The 22443-nt window shown below is 61.0% G+C and carries 22 protein-coding genes and 7 tRNA genes; 21 read left to right on the forward strand and 8 right to left on the reverse strand.

The window, feature by feature from the left end; genetic code table 11:
- Window positions 1–55 precede the first annotated feature (55 nt).
- On the forward strand, window positions 56–346 hold the full coding sequence (locus KUV72_RS03110) for an encapsulin-associated ferritin-like protein (protein WP_206942740.1): 291 nt from the start codon (window positions 56–58) through the stop codon (window positions 344–346).
- Window positions 347–488: 142 nt separating this feature from the next.
- Window positions 489–1505 (forward strand): quinone-dependent dihydroorotate dehydrogenase, encoded by a 1017-nt coding sequence (locus KUV72_RS03115; protein WP_206942738.1) that lies wholly within the window; start codon window positions 489–491, stop codon window positions 1503–1505.
- Window positions 1506–1660: 155 nt separating this feature from the next.
- On the opposite strand, the gene rmf is transcribed toward KUV72_RS03115, so the two are convergent.
- Window positions 1661–1867, reverse strand: a complete 207-nt coding sequence (gene rmf, locus KUV72_RS03120) for a ribosome modulation factor (protein WP_045994893.1) — start codon at window positions 1865–1867, stop codon at window positions 1661–1663.
- Between the two features lie 296 nt (window positions 1868–2163).
- Here rmf and rlmKL point away from each other — a divergent pair, with 296 nt between their 5' ends.
- Together rlmKL and KUV72_RS03130 are read left to right on the forward strand one after the other, a co-directional pair.
- Window positions 2164–4536 (forward strand): bifunctional 23S rRNA (guanine(2069)-N(7))-methyltransferase RlmK/23S rRNA (guanine(2445)-N(2))-methyltransferase RlmL, encoded by a 2373-nt coding sequence (gene rlmKL, locus KUV72_RS03125; protein WP_222237394.1) that lies wholly within the window; start codon window positions 2164–2166, stop codon window positions 4534–4536.
- A 14-nt stretch (window positions 4537–4550) separates the two neighbouring features.
- On the forward strand, window positions 4551–4892 hold the full coding sequence (locus tag KUV72_RS03130; protein ID WP_222237395.1) for a glutaredoxin family protein: 342 nt from the start codon (window positions 4551–4553) through the stop codon (window positions 4890–4892).
- A 6-nt stretch (window positions 4893–4898) separates the two neighbouring features.
- Here KUV72_RS03130 and KUV72_RS03135 read toward each other — a convergent pair whose 3' ends face one another.
- Together KUV72_RS03135 and KUV72_RS03140 are read right to left on the reverse strand one after the other, a co-directional pair.
- Window positions 4899–5261 carry a hypothetical protein gene (locus KUV72_RS03135; RefSeq protein WP_222237396.1) on the reverse strand — a complete coding sequence of 121 codons (363 nt, stop codon included), beginning with the start codon at window positions 5259–5261 and terminating at the stop codon, window positions 4899–4901.
- A gap of 1 nt (window position 5262) precedes the next feature.
- The gene (locus KUV72_RS03140; protein ID WP_206942730.1) at window positions 5263–5544 is read right to left on the reverse strand and encodes a hypothetical protein; all 282 of its coding nucleotides are present in this window, start codon (window positions 5542–5544) and stop codon (window positions 5263–5265) included.
- Window positions 5545–5697: 153 nt separating this feature from the next.
- On the opposite strand from KUV72_RS03140, the gene pdxB reads away from it, so the two are divergent.
- Window positions 5698–6852, forward strand: coding sequence for a 4-phosphoerythronate dehydrogenase PdxB (gene pdxB / locus KUV72_RS03145; protein ID WP_222237397.1), 1155 nt, complete (start codon window positions 5698–5700; stop codon window positions 6850–6852).
- Window positions 6853–7087: 235 nt separating this feature from the next.
- On the opposite strand, the gene ggt is transcribed toward pdxB, so the two are convergent.
- From ggt to msrB, 5 genes are all read right to left on the reverse strand, one after another.
- Window positions 7088–8827 carry a gamma-glutamyltransferase gene (gene ggt, locus KUV72_RS03150; RefSeq protein WP_222237398.1) on the reverse strand — a complete coding sequence of 580 codons (1740 nt, stop codon included), beginning with the start codon at window positions 8825–8827 and terminating at the stop codon, window positions 7088–7090.
- A gap of 316 nt (window positions 8828–9143) precedes the next feature.
- Window positions 9144–10043, reverse strand: a complete 900-nt coding sequence (htpX, locus tag KUV72_RS03155; RefSeq protein ID WP_206942725.1) for a protease HtpX — start codon at window positions 10041–10043, stop codon at window positions 9144–9146.
- 186 nt (window positions 10044–10229) lie between these two features.
- A complete protein-coding gene (locus tag KUV72_RS03160) occupies window positions 10230–11459 on the reverse strand; it encodes a pyridoxal phosphate-dependent aminotransferase (RefSeq protein WP_206942724.1) in 1230 nt (409 codons plus the stop codon).
- A gap of 97 nt (window positions 11460–11556) precedes the next feature.
- The gene (gene ylqF, locus KUV72_RS03165) at window positions 11557–12558 is read right to left on the reverse strand and encodes a ribosome biogenesis GTPase YlqF (protein WP_222162015.1); all 1002 of its coding nucleotides are present in this window, start codon (window positions 12556–12558) and stop codon (window positions 11557–11559) included.
- A gap of 188 nt (window positions 12559–12746) precedes the next feature.
- Complete coding sequence (gene msrB / locus KUV72_RS03170; protein WP_222237399.1) at window positions 12747–13145, reverse strand: peptide-methionine (R)-S-oxide reductase MsrB; 399 nt, start codon at window positions 13143–13145, stop codon at window positions 12747–12749.
- Between the two features lie 347 nt (window positions 13146–13492).
- Here msrB and KUV72_RS03175 point away from each other — a divergent pair.
- The 16 genes from KUV72_RS03175 to KUV72_RS19795 all read left to right on the forward strand — a co-directional run bounded on the left by KUV72_RS03175 (window position 13493) and on the right by KUV72_RS19795 (window position 22420).
- A tRNA-Glu gene (locus KUV72_RS03175) sits at window positions 13493–13568 on the forward strand.
- A 24-nt stretch (window positions 13569–13592) separates the two neighbouring features.
- A tRNA-Gly gene (locus KUV72_RS03180) sits at window positions 13593–13667 on the forward strand.
- Between the two features lie 4 nt (window positions 13668–13671).
- Window positions 13672–13747: transfer RNA gene (locus tag KUV72_RS03185), tRNA-Glu, on the forward strand.
- A gap of 27 nt (window positions 13748–13774) precedes the next feature.
- Window positions 13775–13849, forward strand: a tRNA-Gly gene (locus tag KUV72_RS03190).
- A 3-nt stretch (window positions 13850–13852) separates the two neighbouring features.
- Window positions 13853–13928 (forward strand) — tRNA-Glu (locus KUV72_RS03195).
- A gap of 55 nt (window positions 13929–13983) precedes the next feature.
- Window positions 13984–14058: transfer RNA gene (locus KUV72_RS03200), tRNA-Gly, on the forward strand.
- 298 nt (window positions 14059–14356) lie between these two features.
- On the forward strand, window positions 14357–15301 hold the full coding sequence (locus KUV72_RS03205; protein WP_222237400.1) for an ABC transporter ATP-binding protein: 945 nt from the start codon (window positions 14357–14359) through the stop codon (window positions 15299–15301).
- Complete coding sequence (locus KUV72_RS03210; RefSeq protein WP_206942720.1) at window positions 15298–16071, forward strand: ABC transporter permease; 774 nt, start codon at window positions 15298–15300, stop codon at window positions 16069–16071. Before KUV72_RS03205 ends, KUV72_RS03210 begins: the two co-directional genes overlap by 4 nt.
- A gap of 65 nt (window positions 16072–16136) precedes the next feature.
- Window positions 16137–16991, forward strand: a complete 855-nt coding sequence (queF, locus tag KUV72_RS03215) for an NADPH-dependent 7-cyano-7-deazaguanine reductase QueF (protein ID WP_222237401.1) — start codon at window positions 16137–16139, stop codon at window positions 16989–16991.
- A 157-nt stretch (window positions 16992–17148) separates the two neighbouring features.
- Complete coding sequence (locus KUV72_RS03220) at window positions 17149–17709, forward strand: nitroreductase family protein (RefSeq protein ID WP_206942717.1); 561 nt, start codon at window positions 17149–17151, stop codon at window positions 17707–17709.
- Between the two features lie 40 nt (window positions 17710–17749).
- The gene (locus KUV72_RS03225; protein ID WP_409996353.1) at window positions 17750–18325 is read left to right on the forward strand and encodes a YiiD C-terminal domain-containing protein; all 576 of its coding nucleotides are present in this window, start codon (window positions 17750–17752) and stop codon (window positions 18323–18325) included.
- Window positions 18326–18462: 137 nt separating this feature from the next.
- Window positions 18463–18550 (forward strand) — tRNA-Ser (locus KUV72_RS03230).
- Window positions 18551–18961: 411 nt separating this feature from the next.
- Window positions 18962–19993: a hypothetical protein gene (locus KUV72_RS03235; protein WP_222237402.1), complete on the forward strand. Its 1032-nt coding sequence runs from the start codon at window positions 18962–18964 to the stop codon at window positions 19991–19993.
- A gap of 1062 nt (window positions 19994–21055) precedes the next feature.
- On the forward strand, window positions 21056–21301 hold the full coding sequence (locus KUV72_RS03240; RefSeq protein WP_206942715.1) for a DUF4177 domain-containing protein: 246 nt from the start codon (window positions 21056–21058) through the stop codon (window positions 21299–21301).
- Window positions 21302–21307: 6 nt separating this feature from the next.
- Window positions 21308–21517 carry a membrane protein insertion efficiency factor YidD gene (gene yidD / locus KUV72_RS03245; protein WP_222237403.1) on the forward strand — a complete coding sequence of 70 codons (210 nt, stop codon included), beginning with the start codon at window positions 21308–21310 and terminating at the stop codon, window positions 21515–21517.
- Between the two features lie 537 nt (window positions 21518–22054).
- Complete coding sequence (locus tag KUV72_RS19795; protein ID WP_315857840.1) at window positions 22055–22420, forward strand: S24 family peptidase; 366 nt, start codon at window positions 22055–22057, stop codon at window positions 22418–22420.
- The last annotated feature ends 23 nt before the right edge of the window (window positions 22421–22443 follow it).

Raw genomic sequence — 22443 nt, forward strand, 5'->3', positions numbered from 1 at the left:
GTGTGAATCAGGACACCAGTAGACCACAACTGTTTGCAAAGAAAAGGAGTTGCACATGGCCGGATCGAGCGAGGGCTATCATGAGCCGGTGGAAGAGCTGACGGCTCAGACCCGTGATTACCATCGCGCCATCGTGTCGCTGATGGAGGAACTGGAGGCGGTAGACTGGTACAACCAGCGCGTAGATGCCTGCAAGGACGACGATCTACGCAAGATCCTCGAACATAACCGCGATGAGGAGAAGGAACACGCTGCCATGACCCTGGAGTGGCTGCGTCGCAAGGATCCCGTCATGGACAAGTATCTGCGCGAGTTTCTGTTTACTGACGGCGATATCGGCCATTGAACGAGCGTTGATTGCCCCGGGGAGGAAAGCTCGCTGGGGCAAAATTCATGACCCTTGATGCAGGGCGTCGTCGTAAAGGCGTGGCTGCGCTATACTTGCGCCCGGCCGCACGCCCTCGTCTTTTTCTCGTTCCGGAGATGTCATGTACGATCTCGCCCGCTCTCTGCTGTTTCGCCTCGACCCTGAACGGGCTCATGACCTCTCGCTTACGTCACTGGACTGGGCGGCGCGGGTCAAGGCCACGCGATGGATGGCGGGAGCGCCGGTAGATGACCCGACCACCGTGATGGGGCTGACCTTTCCCAACCGTATTGGTCTGGCGGCCGGGTTGGACAAGAATGCTGACCACCTCGATGCGCTTGGGGCGCTGGGCTTTGGTTTCGTGGAAGTAGGCACCGTGACGCCGCGAGCGCAGTCCGGTAACCCCAAGCCGAGGCTGTTCCGGCTGCCGGAGCGCGGCGCGATCATCAATCGCATGGGCTTCAATAACCACGGTGTCGACCATCTGGTGGAGCGGGTCAAGGCCAGCCGCTATCGCGGCGTCATCGGCATCAATATCGGCAAGAACCTGACCACGGCGGTGGAAGACGCTGAGGCCGACTATCTCTATTGTCTCGAGCGAGTCCACGATCACGCCGACTATGTGGCAGTGAACATTTCGTCCCCGAATACGCCGGGATTGCGCAACCTGCAGTTCGGTGATCACCTGGACCGCCTGCTGGCCAGTCTGCGAGAAGCGGGAACACGCCTGGACGAGCGTAGCGGGCGCCGGGTGCCGCTGGCCGTCAAGATTGCGCCGGACATGGATGAGGATGAGGTGCGTCTAGTGGCCGGCGCGCTGGCCAGCAACGGTATCGATGCGGTCATTGCGACCAACACCACGGTATCGCGTGAGGCGGTGGCGGGGCTTGAACATGCCGACGAGCAAGGTGGCCTGTCAGGATGTCCGGTGCTGGATGCGTCCAACCGCGTCATCGCTCAGCTACGCGAGGCGTTGCCGCAGCTTCCCATCATCGGTGTCGGTGGTGTGGACAGCGGCCAGGCGGCGGTGTCCAAGCGGCAGGCTGGCGCGGATCTGGTGCAGCTCTATTCCGGCTTTATCTATCGTGGCCCGGCGCTGGTTCGTGAAACGGCGAGGGCGCTGGCGTCCAGCCGCTAGCGGAGCATCGCCAGGCAGGTTGTCTGGCGGGGCCGCGGGCAAGAGCGTGGCGATGTTGCTGAAAGAAGGGCTGCAGAATGTGGCAGCAAAAAGCCCATGGCACTGACGGCCATGGGCTTACGGGGTCTTTCCCTTACCTCAACAGTACAGCGTTATCAGAGCACCATGGGGTTCTTGTGAATGCCGGACACTCCTGTCATGCCCGACCACTGGTCCCCACGACCTTCACGCCAACCGCTCATCCAGTACTCCCGTAGATTGATGTCCTGGCTGGGGCAATCGTCTCGGGATCTACCCGAGAGGCCTGCCTTATAGCCGTGTACATAGGCGCGCTGGAAGCGATCACGTTTCTGTCGTTTCATGGGTCTACCTCGTGACAAAGGTACCAATCCGACCCGCTCCCGCCGTACATTGGGGAAGAGCGTGGAACGGGCCCGTGATGCCCAAGCCTTGCGATGTGCGTTCTAGCGTGAGAAGCACGAAATGAAGGCTTGTTGACAGGATCACATGTGTCGTATCTCGTAGCTACCATTTCATTGATAGCGTAAGCCACGAGCCGTTGTCGACGTTTGTTTTGTAACAACCTGTTCATCCAGCGGTCATTGAACGATTAGCCAAAAAATGACTCGCAGGATCATCATCACAGTAGGAGAAGCAAGTGCCTGAGAAGTTAGACCTTCTGGCGACCTGTCCACGCGGCATCGAGCAGTTGCTGGCCACTGAGCTTGCGACATTCGGTCTCGCCCCTGGTAAGTCCACCGTGGCGGGAGTCAACGCCGAGGGTGACCTCGAGGGTGCCTATCGAGCGTGTCTGTGGTCGCGTCTGGCCAATCGGGTCATCCTCTGCGTGGCTCGCGTCGAGGGGGTGGAAACTCCCGATTCCCTGCGCGACGCGGCAGCGGCCATTGACTGGCAGCGCCATGTCCGTCCCGGAGCGACCATCGCGGTGGACTTCCACGGTCGCAGCGAGGAGATCCGTCATACCCGTTTCGGTGCGCAGACTGTCAAGGATGGGGTGGTGGATCGCTTGACCGCCTCGGGCCAGGCGCGCCCCGATGTGGATACTCGCCAACCCGACGTGCGTCTATACGCGCACCTTCACCGGGGGCGCTTGGTGCTGGGGATCGACCTGTCCGGCGATAGTCTGCATCGTCGCGGCTATCGTCGTGACACGGGCCATGCTCCGCTCAAGGAGAACCTGGCGGCGGCTCTGCTGGTGCGTGCCGGCTGGCCTGAGTTGGCCAAGCAGGGCGCGCCCCTGATCGACCCCATGTGCGGTTCGGGGACGCTGCTGATCGAAGCGGCGCTGATGGCGGCGGACATGGCTCCCAACCTGTCTCGTGAGCGTTTCGGTTTCCATCGCTGGGCCGGGCACGACCGAGCTCTGTGGCAGGAGGTGCTGCGGGAGGCCCAGGCGAGAGCGAGCTTTGGGCGCAAGCGCGCGCAGTCGTCGATCTTCGGCTTTGACCAGAGCCCGCCCGCTCTGACGGCCGCCAAGACCAACGCCATGCGAGCCGGCATTCCGGCACTGATTCACCTGGATGGTGCCAGCGTGCAGCGCCTGTCACGTCCGCGGGTACTCGACCCTGAGCTGCCTGGACTGGTGATCAGCAACCCCCCTTATGGTGAGCGAATCGGCGAGCTGCCGGAGCTGGTCAGGCTGTACTCGGATCTTGGTGTGCGCCTCAAGGCGGAATTTTCCGGCTGGCGCCTGGCGCTGTTCACCGGCAACCCTGATCTGGGACACCGCTTGGGAATGCGTGCCCACAAGCAGTATGCGCTGCGCAATGGGCCGTTGGACGCCAAGCTGCTGCTGATCGACATTGGCCAGCGTCGTGAGGGCGATGCATCTGCATCAGCGGAAGGGCTGACAGACAAGGCGACGGAGGCGAGGCCTGCGTCATCCTTTGACGATGCTGCGCACAGCCCCCAGGGCAGTGCCAGCGCCGAGCCTAAAGGCTCGCAGCCGCAGCCGCAGCCAGGGCAGGGGCCAGAACACCCCAGTGCAGAGCGTGACTCCCGTCGAGAGGCAGGCGAGGCCGACAGCCAGGCACAGCCGGCTCGTAGTTCAGGCGCGCAGATGTTCGCCAACCGTCTGGAGAAGAACCAGAAGAAGCTGCGCAAGTGGCTCAAGCGAAGCGGTGAGCGTTGCTATCGCTTGTACGATGCCGACATGCCCGAGTACGCCCTGGCCATCGATGTCTACGGTGACCATGTGCATGTACAGGAGTATGCGCCGCCCAAGTCGATCGATGCCTCCCAGGCTCAGCGTCGGCTCTATGATGCCCTCGGCGTGATACCCGATGTGCTTGGCGTGGAGCCCGGCAAGGTCGTGGTCAAGCAGCGCCAGCGCCAGCAGGGCAAGTCACAGTACGAGAAGCAAGGTCGCAGCGGGCAGCGTTTTCAGGTGAGCGAGGGGCAGGCGAGTTTCTGGGTCAACCTGCGTGACTACCTGGATACCGGTCTGTTCCTGGATCATCGTCCGGTACGTCGGATGCTCGGGGAAATGGCCGCGGGCAAGCGCTTCCTCAACTTGTTTTGCTATACCGCGACGGCGACGGTGCAGGCGGCACTCGGCAGTGGCAAGGAGGGGCAAGTCGGTGCCAGCGACAGTGTCAGTGTTGACATGTCCAACACCTACCTGGAGTGGGCCCGGGACAACTTCGCGCTCAACCGTCTCGACCCGTCACGCCACCGGGTCGTGCGTGACGACTGCCTGCGCTGGCTGGAGACGGCCAAGGGCGAATTTGATCTGATCTTCATGGATCCGCCGACCTTCTCGAACTCCAAGAAGATGGACGACACGCTGGATATCCAGCGTGACCATCCCCGCTTGGTCGAGCTGGCGATGGCGCGACTGGCCCCAGACGGCACTCTGGTGTTCTCCAACAACCAGCGCCGGTTCAAGATGGATGAGGCGTTGGAGCAGCGTTTCGAGATCAAGGACATCTCACGCCAGACGTTTGATCCGGACTTCAGCCGGCGCCCCGACCTTCACCACTGCTTCCTGATTCGCCATCGGGCATCGTGATGGGGCGCTGGGTGATGATCACCACGCTGGGTTGCCACCTGTGCGAGCAGATGGCGGCGCTGGTCAAGACGCTGTCGGTGGAGGACATTGCCATCGACAGCGTCGAGATCAGCGACGATGAGGCGCTGCTGGAGCGCTTTGCCGAGCGCATCCCTGTATTGATCGACGAGACGCGCCCCGATGATGTGCTGGAGGGGCGTGTCGATGCCGACAGCGTGGCTCGTTGGCTGGATGCTCGCGGTCTGCTTGATCACAGCGCGTGGCGGGCGCTGGTCCAGCAGACTGAAGCGGGTGAGGCAGACCATGTCATGGGCGCAAGGCTGGTACGGGGTAGGCGGGTATTCGGCGGTCGCTGACCAAGGTCAGCGCCGACTGGCCAGGACGGCGGCTAGCTCCTGGCGGTAGGCCTGCGGGTGATCGTCCTGATGCTCGGGAAAGCGCCCCAGGGCAACGGCCAGGCTGAAGAAGCCGGGCCCAGGCAGGTGAGGGGGCTGGCGGCTGACCACCAGAGTGGCCAGCAAGGGGCGGCCCGCTGCCACGTCTTCATGGATGGTGACTTCCAGCGCCTCGGCAACCCGGCGAATGGTCCGGGGTGGCATCAGCCCCAGTGCCTCGGCAGCCTGCTGGTAGGTCAGCGGTAGCTGGTGGGTCTCAGTGGCCTCCAGCAGGGCTCGCAAACGTGCTGCCAGTGCGTTGCTGGTGGCGGAGGCGTCAGCTGGCGGCATGTCAGTTGGCGTCCAGCAGCGACAGTTGACCGACGGCCTCACGCCCTTCAGGGCTGTGGTCATCGGCTTCCAGGACCTTGCTGAAACCGCGCGAGGTCAGGATGGTCTTTTCGTCTTCCAGCCACATCATGGCCTGGGCATAGTCATCGGCCAACTGATGCTTGAGCCCGCCGAACTGGGTGCCGATCTGCCCCCAGGCACGGCTGAAGATCCAGTCGCCGAACATGTCCTGATGCACATGCACAAGGACATAGTCATGGTCGGTTTCCCAGCGGACGATCACGGCGACTCCCGTCTATCAGCAGTGGTCGGCACCTGATGGCCTCAAGCACCGTCTTTTTTCGGTTAAGATGGCCATTGTAAGCCCTTGAGGCTCATCCACAAATAGCCCGATCTTGGGTCGGGCTGTCGATTGCCCTGCCGCCAGGAACCGTTCATGAAGATTGTCGTCGACGCCAACGTGCCCGCTGCCGATGCTTGTTTTGGCCCGCTGGGAGAGGTGGTGCGCGTACCGGGACGCGAGATCAATGCCCATCACCTGGCTGATGCCAGCGCGCTGGTGATTCGTTCCATTACCCAAGTGGATGAGGCGCTGATCAACCAGGCGCGGTCGCTGGGATCGCCCTTGTCCTTCGTTGGCAGCTGCACCATCGGCACCGATCACGTCAGTCTCGAAGCCCTGGCGTCGAGTGGAATAGCCTTTGCCAGCGCGCCTGGCTGCAATGCCGAGCCAGTGGTGGATTATGTGCTGTCCGCTCTGGCCCTGGCCTGCGAGCGGCGGGGCGAGTCGCTGCTCGATAAACGGGTGGGCATCCTGGGTGTCGGTAATGTGGGGGGGCGTCTGGCGGCGCGTCTGGCCGCCATGGGAGTGGCCCACGAGCTGTGCGATCCTCCCCGGGCAGACCGAGAAGGTCAGCAAGGGTTTGTCGACCTGGATACGCTGATCGAGCGCTGTGATGTGCTTTGCCTGCATACCCCGCTGGTCAAGGAGGGGCCCCACGCCACCCGACACCTGCTGGACGCAGGGCGCATCGAGGCCTTGAAACCAGGCAGCCTGCTGCTCAACGCCGGGCGCGGTGACTGCGTCGATGGGCAGGCGCTGAGCGCGAGGCTCGAGCGCGACAACGATATGACGGCCCTGCTGGATGTATGGGAGCGTGAGCCGGCCATCGATCTGACGCTGGCTCACCAGGTAATGCTGGGCACTCCTCATATTGCAGGGCACAGCCTGGAGGGCAAGCTGCGTGGCACTCACCAGATCTATCAGGCCTTGGTCGAACACCTTGGTGTGGATGAGGCCGTCACGCTCCAGGAACTGTTGCCTCCTCCCGCGTTGGCGCGCATGACCTGGCAGCGAGCGCTGCCGGTCGAGGAGGTGCTGCGCGCCTGCATGCGCGCGGTGTATGAGCCCAGATGCGACCACGACCGGCTGGCCCAGGCCCTCGCCACCAGCTCGCCGGCTCAGGGGTTCGATCAGTGCCGCGCCAGCTATCCGCTGCGCCGCGAGTTCTCGACCCTGAGCGTCGAGTTGACGGGCGAAGCACAGGGTATGGCCAAGGTGCTGTCAGGCGCAGGCTTTCGCGTAGTGTGAGGCTGAGGCTGAGGCTGAGGTTGAGGAGGCAAGGCAAGCCGGGAGGCCATGGCCTTTGAGCAACCGTGGCCGGGAGCCTTGGGCACGCCTCCTTGGAGACGTCCCCGCTTGCACGCGTCCCGCCTTGAGGGGGGCGGGACGCATCCGGTGCGTGGTGCTGGGACTGTCAGAGCCTGTCTTGGCCTGTCTTGGCCTGTCTTGGCCTGTCTTGGCCGGTTCGGCCTGCCTTCGTCCTTTATAGCCCCATGGCAGAGGAGGTGGAGCGTCGTGGGTCGGCTCCGCCGTAGAAGGTGCCGTCCTCGATCATGATGGACTGAGCGGCGCCCATGGCTTCCTGCAGGCTGACGCTGTGGCCCATGTTCTCGAGCAGCTGGATGGTGTCCGGGCTGATTCCCTGCTCGATGCGGATCTCGTCAGGCAGCCACTGATGGTGGATGCGCGGCATGCTTACCGCAGCCTGGATGTTCATGCCATGATCTATGACATTCATCAGCACCTGCAGCGTGGTGGTGATGATCCGCGATCCGCCCGGACTGCCGGTGATCAGGAAGTTCTCGCCATCCTTCTTGACGATGGTGGGCGTCATCGATGACAGCATGCGCTTTTCAGGCTCGATCTTGTTCGCTTCGCCGCCGATCAACCCGTAGGCATTGGGTACCCCCGGTTTGGCGGAGAAATCGTCCATCTCGTTGTTGAGCAGGAAGCCTGCGCCATCCACCACGATACCCGAGCCATAGCTGAAGTTGATGGTGTAGGTATTGGAGACCGCGAGGCCGTTGCCGTCGGCGATCGAGAAGTGGGTGGTCTCGTTGGACTCGTAGGGCAGCGGGTTGCCGGGGGCGATATCGGCACTCGGCGTAGCCTGGTCGGTGGCGATCTCGCTGCGCAGTTCAGCGGCATAGTCTTCCGAGGTCAGGCCGGCCAGGGGGACGTCGACGAAGTCGGTATCTCCCAGGTACTGCGAGCGATCGGCATAGGCGCGCTTCATGGCTTCGGACATCAGGTGGATGGTGCTGGCGGAGTTGAAGCCCAGCGCTCCGATGTCGTCGCCCTCGAGCATGTTGAGTATCTGCACGATATGGGCGCCGCCGGAGGAGGGTGGGCTCATGGCGTAGACATCATAGCCCCGGTAATTGCCGTGCACCGGCTCACGCACCGTGGCCTGGTAGCTGGCCAGGTCTTCCAGGGTCATCATGCCATCGTGGCGTTCCATTTCGGCCGCGATCAGCTGGGCGGTCTCGCCCTCGTAGAATTCCCTGGGTCCCTGTTCGGCAATTCGCTTCAGGGTGGCTGCCAGGTCTGGCTGGCGGTAGATGTCGCCTACCTGGTAACGGGAACCATCCTCCTTGAAGAACTTGGCGCGACTGGCTTCCCAGGGCTCGAAACGTTCACTGGCGCTCTCGATGCCATCGACGAACCGTTGCGGCACAGCGAAACCCTCCTCGGCGAGCTTGATGGCCGGCGCCAGCGTCTCGGCGAGCGTCATGGTGCCGTACTGCTCCAGCGCCAGGGCGAGTCCGGCAACCGTTCCGGGCACGCCGGCGGCGTTGTGGGTATAGCGTGACAGCTCGGCTACGGCGTCGCCGCTGTCATCCTGAAACATCGTCTCGTAGGCCGCCTTGGGGGCCTTCTCGCGATAGTCGATGGCGATCACATCACCGCTTGTCTCATCGGAGATCAGCATGAAGCCGCCGCCGCCGATATTGCCCGAACGTGGCTGGGTGACAGCCAGGGCAAAGCCTGCCGTGACGGCGGCATCCACCGCGTTGCCACCGTTGGCCAGCACGTCGCGGGCCACCTCTGAGGCCAGGAAATGGCTGGTCGCGACCATTCCCCTGGTGCTCACTTCCGGATGGAACCGTTCGCCTTCGAGAATGGCCTGGCTGTCACTGAGCGCTGGGCTCGCGCTCAGGCTCAGTGATAGGCCGATGGCTGAACCAGTGATGGTGGTGCGTAAACGGCGGGAGATCGACATGGCGTACCCCTCAGGTTGTCGGATCGTTGTGTGATGGAATGGTGGCACTGTCGAGTGGTGCTGCGGCCATCAGGCATGACACGCCGTTTTACTATTGACGCCCATGGACCACAGCGCAAATAAGGTTGGGCGCCAACAAGAGAGGTGTGCGGGTGTCGAAGGGAGCTGAGGGCGACCGGTACAAGCGCAGTGGCGAGGAGCCGGGGCCGTGGCAGGCACGACAAGAGGCGCGCTAGACCACAGCAAAAAATGATGCTGAAAAAGAAACACCCCCGCCGGCAGGACCGGCGGGGGTGTTGGCAGGACGGCGCTTTCGTCACTGACGGTAAGCGGCTTCCTTGAGGGCGCGAATACGATCGTCCAGCGGCGGGTGGCTGGCGAACAGTTTCTCCATCAGCTTGCGGGTCTGGCCGGTGGTAATGGCGAAGGCGGTCAGGGTATCCGGCATCTGATCAGGCATCTGGGTCTCGGCCTTGAGGCGTGCCAGGGCGTTGATCATGGCGCCGGAGCCCGCGAGCTTGGCTCCTGCAGCGTCGGCACGGTACTCACGGAAGCGGGAGAACCAGGCAGCAATCATCGAGGCGAGAATGCCGAACACGATCTCGGCGACCATGACCACGGCGAAGTAGCCGAAGAAGCCGAGACCTTCGTTGTCGTCGCGGCGCAGGAAGCTGTCGACCAGCTGTGCCACCACCCGAGCGAAGAACATCACGAAGGTGTTCAGCACGCCCTGAATCAGCGCCAGGGTGACCATGTCACCGTTGGCCACGTGACCGATCTCGTGGGCCAGCACGGCCTTCACTTCTTCCGGCTGCATGCGGTTGAGAAGTCCCGCAGACACGGCGACCAGGGCGTCGTTCTTGTTCCAGCCGGTGGCAAAGGCGTTGGACTGCTGGGCCGGGAAGATACCGACCTCAGGCGTCTTGATGTTGGCCTCGCGGGCGAGTTCGGCCACGGTGTCGAGCAGCCACTTTTCGGTGGCGTTGGACGGGTTCTCGATGATCACGGTGCCGGTGGAACGCTTGGCCATCCACTTGGAGATGAACAGCGATACCATGGACCCTGCCATGCCGAACACAAAGCAGAAGATGAGCAGGCTGTTGAAATTGATGCCCTGGGCGTTGAGGTACGGCTCCACGCCCAGCAATCGCAGGGTGATACTGGCGACCAGGATCACCGCCAGGTTGGTGCCCAGAAAGAGCAGGATTCTCATCATTGCCGACATTCTCCGTAAGGAAGGAAACCTGAAGAGCCCAGTGGCTCGACGGGGGAATCAGATGCTTAGATAAGCCCTGGGGCGCCAAGTTTCAAGCGCCCGGGCGTTGATCGCTCCATCGCTTGTCGAGCGAAGCGCAAGTACCTGTCGGATTGCGCCTGCCAGTGCGTGCCTGTGCTTGCCGATTTACTGGCGATAGCGCGACAGAAAACGGGCAAAACGATCCAGCGCATCACCCAACTGGTCCGCCCAGGGCAGGGTAACGATGCGGACATGGTCCGGATCCGGCCAATTGAAGGCGGTGCCCTGTACCAGCAGGATCTTTTCCTGCAGCAGCAGGTCGAGTACCAGCTGCTGGTCATCCTGAATGTTGTAGACCTTGGGGTCCAGGCGCGGGAAGGCATACAAGGCGCCCTTCGGCGTGGTGCAGCTGACCCCCGGGATGGCATTCAGCTTTTCTACGGTAATGTCCCGCTGTGCCAGCAGCCGCCCACCGGGCAGGACCAGATCATTGATCGACTGATAGCCGCCAAGTGCTGTCTGAATGGCATGTTGCGCAGGCACATTCGCGCACAGGCGCATCGATGCCAGCATGGTCAGCCCCTGAATGAAGTCATTGGCTCGCTGCCGGGCGAGCGTGCCGGATAGCGTCATCCAGCCGCTGCGAAAGCCGGCGCAGCGATAGCTCTTGGACAGTCCATTCATGGTCACGACCAGCTGATCTTCACTGGCCAGCGCCCCGGTGGCCACGTGCACGGTGTCATCGTAGAGAATCTTGTCGTAGATCTCGTCGGAGAACACCACCAGGTTGTGCTCGCGGGCGATGTCGAGCAGCTCGCGCAGTACCTCGGGGGGATAGACGGCGCCGGTCGGGTTGTTGGGATTGATGATGACAATGGCACGGGTGTGGCTGGTGACCTTGGCCCGGATATCATCCATGGCGGGCGCCCAGTCCGCCTGCTCGTCACACAGGTAGTGGACGCCACGGCCACCGGACAGATTGACGGCGGCGGTCCACAAGGGGTAATCCGGGGCCGGAATCAGCACTTCGTCACCGTCGTTCAGCAAGGCCTGCATGGCCATGACGATCAGCTCTGACACGCCGTTGCCGATGTAGATATCCTCGATGCCAACGCCGGGGATCTCCTTGCGCTGGCATTCCTGCATGATGGCCTTGCGTGCCGAGTACAGTCCCTTGGAGTCGCAATAGCCCTGGGCCGTGGGCAGGTTGCGCATCACGTCCTGAAGAATCTCTTCCGGCGCTTCAAAGCCGAACGGGGCTGGATTGCCGATATTCAGCTTCAGAATGCGCTGGCCTTCGTCCTCGAGGCGCCTGGCGTGCTCCAGCACCGGGCCGCGAATGTCGTAGCAGACGTTATCCAGCTTGTGTGACTTTGAAAGGGTAGGCGTGTCCATGGCGCGGGTCTCGCAGAATCCGTTGTAACGTGCCCGCTGAGGGCGGGCCGGTCGTGTAGCCGTGTGTGGCAGGTCGTGATGGCCGTCTGCCGGGTAGTCAGTCTTCCGAGGTCGCACCACCCGATGCCGAGCTGTCGTCTGCTTCAGCCGGGGAGGCCTCGGCGCTGATGTCGTCGTCGGCAGGGGCATCCACCGGGATGTCATCCGGGGTTTCCAGCGTCAGTCGGCCGAGCTTGCCATCACGCAGCTCGTGCAGCAGCACTTCGGCGCCACGATGCAGGTCAATTTCCCCGCCGGCACGCAGTCCCCCACGCTTGGCGGCGATATCCGCCAGGATAGCGTGGCCGTCGAAGCCAGCCTGGGCCATGAGGTCAGGACGCTCGTCACCATCCGCGTCGACCTTGTCTGCGTCAGGATGAGCGTCGTAGGCAGGCAGTGACGTCAATTTATAGCGTGACCTGAGGGCTTCTGGATAGCGCTTCGCCAGTTCGGCAGCGGTAATCAAGGCCACATCGACATAGTCGATAGCGGTGTCTCGGATGGCGCCGCTGGCGGCCAGGCGGTAGGCACTGGCCTGGTCCTCGATCTTGGGCCACAGCACGCCGGGAGTGTCGGTCAGGGCAACGCGACCCTGAATGCGCACCTTTTGCTGACGTTTGGTGACGGCGGGCTCGTTACCGGTCTTGGCAATGGTGCGGCCAGCCAGTCCGTTGATCAGCGTCGACTTGCCGACGTTGGGGATGCCCATGACCATGACCCGCACATCCCGGTCTGCGCGAACCTGACCGGCCAGTTCGTGACATAGCTTGGGGATGCGCTTCAGCTCGCGGGTGTTGGTCGTGGTCACCGCCAGCGCGCGGGTGTCTGGCTGTGCGTCGAAGAAGGCGGTCCAGGCGCGGGTGCCCTCCGGGTCAGCGAGATCGGCGCGGGACAGAATCTTCAGCACCGGCTTGTGGCGGGTCAGACTGGCCAGCATCGGGTTCGCGCTGGAGTAGGGCAGGCGGGCGTCGAGCACCTCGATCACCACGTCGATTTCCGGCAGCGCCTCCAGTATCTGACGGCGCGCCTTGTTCATGTGTCCCGGAAACCAGCCCAGCATCTCTTTCTCCTGCCTACTCTATAAGCGCAAATGACGCTCCATCTTAGGGAAACCCGAGTCAAATGTCGTCAGCAGAGATGCGGGCAGGCTGCTGAAGCGCGAGTCGATGCAGTGAGTGGGCGACCACGAGCCGCCGGCGTGGCCGTGGTCGCCAAGGGGCGGGAAGGGCGTGCTAGGTGCGCCAGGCGCTATTCACCTTCGTGAAAGTTCAGTGCCAGTGAGTTGATGCAGTAGCGCTGGCCGGTGTGTGTAGGGCCGTCGGCAAAGACGTGGCCGAGGTGGGCGTCGCAGCGCTGGCAGCTGACTTCGGTACGGTGCATGCCGTGTCGATGGTCGTCACCGAGCTGGATGCAGTTCTCGGACAGCGGCCGGTCGAAGCTTGGCCAGCCACAGCCGGCATCAAACTTGTGCTCGTTCTCGAACAGGGGCGCGTTGCAGCAGGCGCAGTGATAGATGCCGTGGGTATCGGTGACGTGGTAGTCGCCGCTGAAGGGGCGCTCCGTGCCTTTTTCGCGAGTGACGTGATATTGCTCCGGGGAAAGCTGTGTCCGCCATTCGGCATCGGTTTTCTCGATCTTCTTGCGCATGGATGTTCTCCCGTGAGGTTCGACGCAGGCGCTCACTTCAAGCTAAGACGTTTATGGCCGTTTGACCAACCCGACGGTTTCACGCTCACCGTTCCATGGTGTACGTGGGACGTGCTCGTGAATACCGCGCTGGGTGTCGGCGTCATACGAGGCCCGTGTGTCTATGTACGTGTGCCTATGTACATGTGCCCATGTACGTGTGCCTGTGAATGGGGCAAGCAGGACGGGTAATAGGACGGGTAATAGAGAAGGGCGTTGAATCGAACAGGAAAATCGTGACTCGGGGTTGACACTTTTCAGGGTGCTCAGTAACATACGCGCCACCTCGAGAGAGACGAGGCCGATGCGTCCCATTCGTCTAGTGGTCTAGGACACCGCCCTTTCACGGCGGGAACAGGGGTTCGAACCCCCTATGGGACGCCACTTCGCCTCTTGAAGGGCCGGAATGCGGGAATAGCTCAGTGGTAGAGCACAACCTTGCCAAGGTTGGGGTCGCGAGTTCGAATCTCGTTTCCCGCTCCAATGCGTCCCATTCGTCTAGTGGTCTAGGACACCGCCCTTTCACGGCGGGAACAGGGGTTCGAACCCCCTATGGGACGCCACTTTCCGGTACAATTTGCGATGCGTTTGCGGGAATAGCTCAGTGGTAGAGCACAACCTTGCCAAGGTTGGGGTCGCGAGTTCGAATCTCGTTTCCCGCTCCATGCGTCCCATTCGTCTAGTGGTCTAGGACACCGCCCTTTCACGGCGGGAACAGGGGTTCGAACCCCCTATGGGACGCCACTTCGCAACGCAGCAGAGGGACGTCGACAGCTGTCGCGGTCTCTGCATCGATAGAGCGGGAATAGCTCAGTGGTAGAGCACAACCTTGCCAAGGTTGGGGTCGCGAGTTCGAATCTCGTTTCCCGCTCCAGTATCGATCGGTCTTTGTTGTCACAACGCTAGCGTTACTATAGGTCGCCTGAGCGACGCGAGACTTCGCGTTGATCGGCGATTTTTTTGCGTTTGTGCTTTCCTCCGCGGCGACTCGAGTCAGCGGCTCCTTTGCTTGTGCTCCGCTTGTGCCACTTGTTATCCAGTCCGGGGCGTAACCTTGTCTCGAGACGGTTGGCCGTCATGCCCCGTGGGCTGCCGGTTGAAGATGTGGCTGAGTGACCCCATATGGTGAGCCTTCTATCTATTTCTCCTGACACCCACACCAAGGATCCCTCATGGCCGAACCGGCTCTGTCCATTCGAGGCCTGACCAAGGTCTACGGCAATGGTTTCAAGGCTCTCAAGGGCATCGACCTCGATGTTCAGGAGGGCGACTTCTACGCGCTGCTGGGTCCCAACGGCGCCGGCAAGTCCACCACACTGGGCGTGGTCTGTTCGCTGGTGCAAAAGACCGCGGGCCAGGTATCGATCTTCGGCATCGATATCGACAAGGACTTTGCCCGTGCCAAGTATCACCTCGGGGTGGTGCCCCAGGAATTCAACTTCAACCAGTTCGAGCGAGTCATCGATATCGTGCTGGCGCAGGCGGGCTACTACGGGATGTCCCGGCGCGAAGCGCTGCCCCGGGCAGAGAGCCTGCTCAAGGATTTGAGCCTGTGGGACAAGCGCAACGGCAGTGCGCGCATGCTGTCTGGCGGGATGAAGCGGCGGCTGATGATTGCGCGGGCGCTGATGCATCGACCCAAGCTGTTGATTCTCGACGAGCCGACCGCCGGCGTGGATATCGAGCTGCGCCGCAGCATGTGGGAGTACATGCGTCGCATCAACCGGGAGGAGGGCACCACCATCATCCTCACCACCCACTACCTGGAAGAGGCCGAGAGCCTCTGTCGCAACGTGGGCATCATCAATCACGGGGAAATCGTGCGTAACACCAGCGTGAGAGAGCTGTTGGCGGAGCTGGACACCGAAACCTTCCTGCTCGACCTGGCAGAGCCGGTGTCCGAGGCACCGGTCATCGAGGGCTTCGAGGTGGGCAAGGTCGACGATGCCCAGCTGTCGGTCGTGGTCCATCGTGGGCAGTGCCTCAATGACGTGTTCGACGCGCTGAAGCAGGACGGCATCAAGGTGCTGTCGATGCGCAATCGTGCCAACCGGCTGGAGGAGATGTTTGTCTCCATGGTGGAAAGCGGTAACGCAGACAAGGAGATGCGTGGATGAATCCGAGCCAGATAGCGATCGCCCTATGGACGCTGGTGATCAAGGAAATTCGTCGCTTTACTCGCATTTGGCCTCAGACGCTGTTGCCGCCGTCGATCACGATGACGATGTACTTCATCATCTTCGGCAACCTGATTGGCTCGCGCATTGGTGAGATGGACGGCTACAGCTACATGGACTTCATCGTGCCAGGGCTGATCATGATGTCTGTGATCACCAACAGCTATTCCAACGTGGCGTCGTCGTTTTTCTCCAACAAGTTTCAGCGCAGTGTCGAGGAAATGATGGTGTCGCCGATGCCCAACTGGGTGATGTTGGCGGGCTTCATTCTGGGCGGCATGGCACGTGGGCTCGGGGTTGGCATCATCGTCACCGGGGTGTCGCTGTTCTTTACCCGGATCGAGGTCGCGCATCCTCTGTTGACCATCGGCGTGGTCATTCTGACCGCGGCACTGTTCGCCACGGGCGGTTTCATCAATGCGCTGCTGGGCAAGAAGTTCGATGACATCTCCATCGTGCCGACCTTTGTGCTGACGCCACTGACCTACCTCGGCGGGGTGTTCTACTCGATTTCCCTGCTGCCGGACTTTTGGCAGGGGGCGTCGATGCTCAACCCGATCCTGTACATGGTCAACGTCTTCCGCTACGGCTTTCTTGGGGTGTCGGATATCCCGGTGGGCTGGGCCCTGACCGCGATCTTTGGCTTTATCATTGGTCTATTCGCCATTGCCCTGTGGATGCTGGAAAATGGCAAGGGCATTCGTAGCTAGCGCCGCGTCATAGCGGCGTTTGCCGTGACCCTTTTTCTTGGTTCTTTTGTGTTCAGGTAGCGTGCATGAGTCACTCGTCCGATCATCCTCACCATCGCCCCGCGACCTTGGCCGACGCCCCGCTGGGACGAGAGTCGGCCTACCCCGACCAGTACGATCCGGGGCTTCTCTTCCCCATCGAGCGGGCGGCCAACCGAGCGCCCCTGGGCATCGCGGAGGATGCACTGCCATTCGTGGGAGAAGACGAATGGCACGCCTTCGAGCTGTCCTGGCTGACGCCCAAGGGCAAGCCATGCGTTGCCGTGGCGCGCTTTCGTCTGCCAGCGAGCTCACCACGCCTGATCGAGTCCAAGTCGTGGAAGCTGTACCTCAACAGCCTGAACCAGACGCGCTTGAGTTCGCGCAGTGAGCTCATCGCGACCCTGGAGCGGGACCTTGGCGAGGCGGCAGGGGCAGCGGTGAGCGTTGAGATTCTCGACGTCGAGGATGAGCAGCTGTCACCGCGCCGCCTGCCGGGTGAGTGCATCGACGACCGGGATATCGAAATTGCTCGTTATACCCCCACTCCCGATCACCTGACGGTGAGCGATGAGATTGTCGAGGAGACGCTGACCTCCCACCTGCTCAAGTCCAACTGCCCGGTCACCGGACAGCCCGATTGGGGCAGCGTCATGATTCGCTACCGTGGGCCCAGGCTCGATAGAGATGGCCTGCTGCGCTACATCGTCGGTTACCGCCAGCATCAGGACTTTCACGAACACTGTGTCGAGCACATGTTCGTGGACCTGATGGAGAGGGCCCGCCCTGAACGCCTGCTGGTGTTGGCGCGCTACCTGCGGCGCGGTGGTCTGGATATCAGCCCCTGGCGCGGCACCCCCGGCGAAACGCCTCCCACGCCGCTGCGCCTGGCGCGGCAGTGACCAGCCGCACGCAGTGGATGCGGCGCCCTAGATCGCGGGGATAGATCGCGGCGATAGATGGTGCCGCAGGGACAATACCTGAGTGGTCTGGTAGGGTAATGCGAAAGCGTCTCAACCATTGAATTGTGACAGGGCATTCGCCCTCTGGAGTGACACGATGGATGCCATGACATTGCTGCATGAACGCAGCTCCATGGGCAAGCTGACGGGGCCTGCTCCGTCCCGTGAGCAGCTCGATGCCATGTACCGAGCCGCGCTGCGCGCGCCGGATCACAAGGAACTCAGGCCTTGGCGCTTTATCGAGTTCTCCGGTGAAGGCCTCGATCGACTAGGCGAGCTGTTCGCCGAGGCCGAGTTTCGCGAAGACCCCAAGGCGACCGACGAGTGCCTCAACAGCGCACGGATGAAACCCAAGCGCGCACCGATGATCATCGGCGTCGTCGCCAAGGTGGACCCGGACGTGCCCAAGGTACCGAAGATCGAGCAGGTGATTTCCGCAGGGTGCGCCGCCCACGGTATCTTGCTGGCCGCTCACGCCCAGGGTCTGGGCGCCATGTGGCGCAGTGGCAAGTACGCCTTCGACGACACCGTGCGCAAGGGGCTCAGGCTGGGAGAGCACGATGAGCTGGTCGCCTTCATCTACCTGGGCCAGCTGGGTGGTCGTCACAAGCCCATCGCCGAGCACCGGGTAGAGGATTACGTCGAGGTATGGGACTAAGCGCCGTTGCGCTTGGGTCAGCGATACGGGACGCACGTTCATGGATGACATGACAAGACAGGTTGGCCACGCGCATCCGCGGCCAGCGCTGCCGCCCACAGGTGTGCCTGAAGACCTGAACGGTTTTCTTGACTGGCTGGGGGAGGCCATCCCCCTGGTGGGATCGCTTGGCATCCAGCGCATGCGGGAAGAGGGTAACGCTCTCGTGTGGGAGCTCGATCTGCGTCCCAACCTCAATGACAAGGGCACCGGTTTTGGCGGTTCGTTGACCGCTCAGACCACCCTGCTGGGCTGGTGCTGGACGACGCTGTGGCTTAGGCGTCGCGGGATCAACCAGGATGTGGTGGTAGCGCAGGCTAGCCAGCGCTTTGTGGCGCCGGTGACCGGGGACTATCGCTTGATCTGCCGGCCGGAAGAGCCGGGCGACGACCGAGCAATGCTCGACAGTGCTATCGCCGGGGAGACATCGCCCGAAGATGCGCTGGAGCGTCGCCTGGCCGAGCGAGGGAAGGGGCGAATCGCCCTGGTCCAGGAGCTGTGGTGTGGTGAAACGCTGTGCCTTGAGGCGCGTGGTGACTACGCCGTGCTGTCCAGCGAGCCGCCAATTGCCGTCTAGGCACCAAACCGATCTCCAGTATGGGCAAAGTAGCAAAAAACGGCTTGCAATCGAGAACTTAAGGCGATAAAGTATGCGCCGTCTTGAGGGATAAGCACCGCGCAACGCGGGCATCATGTTCTTCAAGATGACAATGCGGAGGGGTGTCCGAGTGGTCGAAGGAGCACGCCTGGAAAGTGTGTAAGTCGAAAGGCTTCGAGGGTTCGAATCCCTCCCCCTCCGCCACGAATTGTTGAAAAGCCCGCTGAGAAATCAGCGGGCTTTTCTATATGGGTGGTGTTTGCCAGACCTTGTTTACCTGGCCTTGTTTACTTGCTCTTGGAAACCGTCATCTGTTGACCTGTCACGCGAGGTGGTCCCGGGGACTTGTGCCAAGGGCTAAGCCTGCATCGTCCCGCCCCAGAGATCCTGAACACGAGCAGTGAACGGCGGCTATTTAGCTGATGCTGCCTGGAGCGTATCGTCAGCGCCCCACGAGAGCGAAGGGATCCCCAAGTTTCGCACCAGGCACCAAGCTCTGGTCAGATCGAGCATGTGTTCCTGTTCGACCGCGCGTTAGGAATTTTTCTCAAGCGTGGCACCTGCAGCGCTATAGTGTTTGGTGTGAAACCTCCTCATCAGTGCCGGGATAGAGACATGCATCTCAAAAGGCTTGGGCGACTGAAATACGGACTAATGGGCGGCCTGTTGCTCGTGATGGGTCTGCTGGCGACGGGAGCGGAGGCAGGCTGCCCACAAGGGCAGGAAGCCTTCACCTCCTGCCAGATGGAAGGCCTCGGTACCGAAGTCTTCGTGTGTTTCGATAGCCAGACTGCCACCTACAGCTACGGCCCAATTGGCGGGCCAGCGGACCTCACTCTGTCAGAACCCATTGAACGCGTTGATTTTGAGCCATGGTCGGGGCTTGGCAAGGCGATCAGCGAGTCAGTCACCTTCTTCAATCAAGATTACGGTTACAACGTTGTGGGCGGCTTTGACCGTCCGTTTTCCGAGGAGGAGATGCAGCGTCCGATAAGGCGCTTTGGGTGGGTTGAAGTGACCGAGAGCGGCGAGCGGATCGCCCGCCTTGAGTGCATCCCTGAGACAGTAAGCTATGGCTTTGGCGGCGGGCTCCATGATGTCAAAGTGGCCGCCGGCCAGACGTGGGATTGGGACTCCCAGACCTGGATATCGGATGCTGTTTCATCGGCCTCCATACCGCTCCTGCTAAAAAACCATCGATACAGCGACGAATTTGATTGCCTTCCCCCATCGGAGCTTCGCCTCAATGGGATAAAGATGGGCGCGCCAGTGGGCGCACTCAGCAAGTTCGGAACACCGAAAGCCACCGACGCAACCTCGTTCAGTGATGAGCCAATTGACCGGCTAGCCCTGAATGGCGCGAATATCGATTTTTTCCGGGACGTCGTTGTCAATATGTCCACCATCTCGCCGAACTGGCAGACGCCCTCAGGGATCAGGGTTGGTTTGACCCGTGGGGAAGTGATCCGCATTCTTGGACGCGTGCCCTCAGGATATACTGCCAGATCGCAAAATTTCGTTATCCCGGCCTGCTCCGACATTCCCGATACCCATTCTGAGGATGCTTACCGGGAATGGTTTGCTCTGATCGAATTTGGACAAGATAAGCGCGTGAACCGAGTCGTCTTATTGACGTCGACCCAATAGGTGATCACTGCGGCTTATTCCAGCGATTTCGGACAGTGTTGCGTGCAGCTCGAGTAGACGTGGAGGGCTGTCTGGACGACACTGGCGGTACCACTCGCATGGAGAACGCACGAATGCATAGGCGTCGGCTGTCGGGATTACTTTTGGGAATTGGCATGGCCGGACTGGCGGTGGTGCTGTCGCTTAACTTGTACATGGCGTTGAACGTGCAGTCTCTCAATGGCTTGCCGTGGCACTCCAGTGAGTGGTGGGCGCGCTGGTTTCCCGCGTACCTTTCTTGGATAAGCCTTGTGGCCATTGGCCTGCTGCTTCGTCTGTTGCCTTCATCAAGACAGGCTCGCTAGCGCTCTAGATCGGCGCTGGGGTTCCGGGAGGGGGCTCCTGTGCTCGCCCCATTTTTTAGAGGGCCGCGACCATGTTTTCAATGTCTAGGCGCTGAGCCGTACTTGTAGTTTGATCCGTCGCAGTGTGTTAGACGCTAGGCAGCTTTCCTCACTCCAGGGTAGCCGGGGCCCTTTTCATAGATGCTGGAATGCGAGAGTACGGGCCCAGTGCTTCCGTGGGAGCCCTTGCAGAGCCCACCCGGCATGCTGCGTGGCACGCAATCATTGAACACATCTATGGCAAGCCAAACTTCGGGTGGCGGCAAGAGTGTTTCTACGCAGCCGATTGTCATTTTACGTATCTTTCCTGGTCGTTCGCTTCAGCTCACTGCAAACGAACCGAGCAGTCAGCCGTGCTTCGGGAAGAGGCTGATTAAACCAGATATTTACTCAGTCAGGGTTGGCCTAATTAGTTAAAAAGGCTTATGGTGAGAGTGACCCCTGAGGATGATACTGGCAATCGCGTAATGTGGCGCTCGCCATTAGTTTTCCGGATCAGGCATACGGACGCGTCCCGTTTCAGTCTGTCCGAGCTGGCCTAGGTTGGCAGGCCTCGAAAATATGCAGAGAACTGCTGTGAAACATGGGAATAGGTTGCAGGTTTCGACTTGATGCTCTCACGTCGGACGATGGGAGTCGGGCGTCATTCTAAAATTCTTTAAGCTAAGGAGTGGAGTCGATGTACACATATAAGATGCAGCAAGTTCCGCCGAACATTTCGATTGAGTCGAAAGGGCAGAAAGGCAACGAAGCAGCGGCTTATCTAGAGGCTGTAGTCAACGAGCAGGCTCGCAATGGTTGGGAGTTTCATCGTGTTGATCCCATCGGTGTACATGTGCGTCCGGGATGCCTGGCGTCGCTGTTTGGACAGAAGGCTGATGAAACAACATATTACGTAATTACCTTCCGTAAGCCTGCCGAGTGACACTCTGTGTTTCTCGTAAAGGTTTCTGTTGGGCTAGTGAAACTATATCAGCGTATAGCGCCTCGCCGCCTGCGTGATGCTTGCTTGTATGAACCGACTTGCTCGACTTACGCCATCCTTGCACTACGCAAACACGGGTTTTTGAAAGGCTGGTCCCTGGCCGTACGTCGAATTATGTCCTGTCGGCCGCCTAATGGCGGAAAACACACTCCTTGACCGACATGAGCAGCCCTTCTTACCAGGTGCCTGATGGGCTAGTGATGGCTTCAGGATGACTATTAAGGTAGGCTTCGCTAATGTAGCGAAGTGCCATGAGGGGTGGTGTGGATGAAGACCCTCTGTGGGTAGTGGCTTCGACAGCAGTTGGCTTGTCGAGCAATGGGGTTGGCCGACCTTAGGGCGTTGGACTGCCAGCTTCCAACTGGGCGTTGATACTGTCCACTGCATCGCTGGCAATACTGTCCGGGCTGGGGTTAGTGTCAGAGATATCGACAGCGATAGCGCGCGAGGCGCGGGTAGCTAAGCCATGAATTCGACAGCGGCTTCCTTCTTTGATGAACATGCGCTTGCTTCGGATTGAACGCCAATGCATTTATATACATGTGTCAGAGGGACTGGAGGAGTCCGTGTGACGATCCATGAGCGTCTCAAGGAAGAGAGGCTGCGTTTGATACTATCTCAAGATGAGTTCGCGCCCGAAAAGTTCAAAGCTATTAGCTGTAGCCATGTACGACATTGAGGTCGCTGTCGGTGGTGGCCGTTAGCTCAAGCGGGAAGAGGTCAAGTCCACGCTGTAGTCCCCACCAAACAGCTCGCCGCCCAGGGCCTCGATCCGGCCCGGGTGGTCGGCGTCAAGGTCCGCAGCGACTCGATGGACGGCACTCTGGCCGACGGCGACTGGGTGCTGGTGGTCCGCAGTGGCCGCGATCCGCACCCGGAAGGGGGCTGCTGCTCGTCAATGGCGAGGTGCGCATCAAGCGCGTGCAGCGCGTCACCGGCGGCGCCTGGCTGCTGATCAGCGACAACCCGCGCTATGAGAAGGAATTGATCAAGCTGCAGGACATGAAGGATGTGGAGATCCTGGGGCGGTGCGAGATTCGGATCGGGCGGATCTCGTAGCGGGAGTTATTGCAACAACACAA

This window comes from Halomonas sp. DP4Y7-1 (assembly GCF_019800705.1).
GTDB classification, from domain to species: Bacteria; Pseudomonadota; Gammaproteobacteria; order Pseudomonadales; family Halomonadaceae; genus Halomonas; species Halomonas litopenaei_A.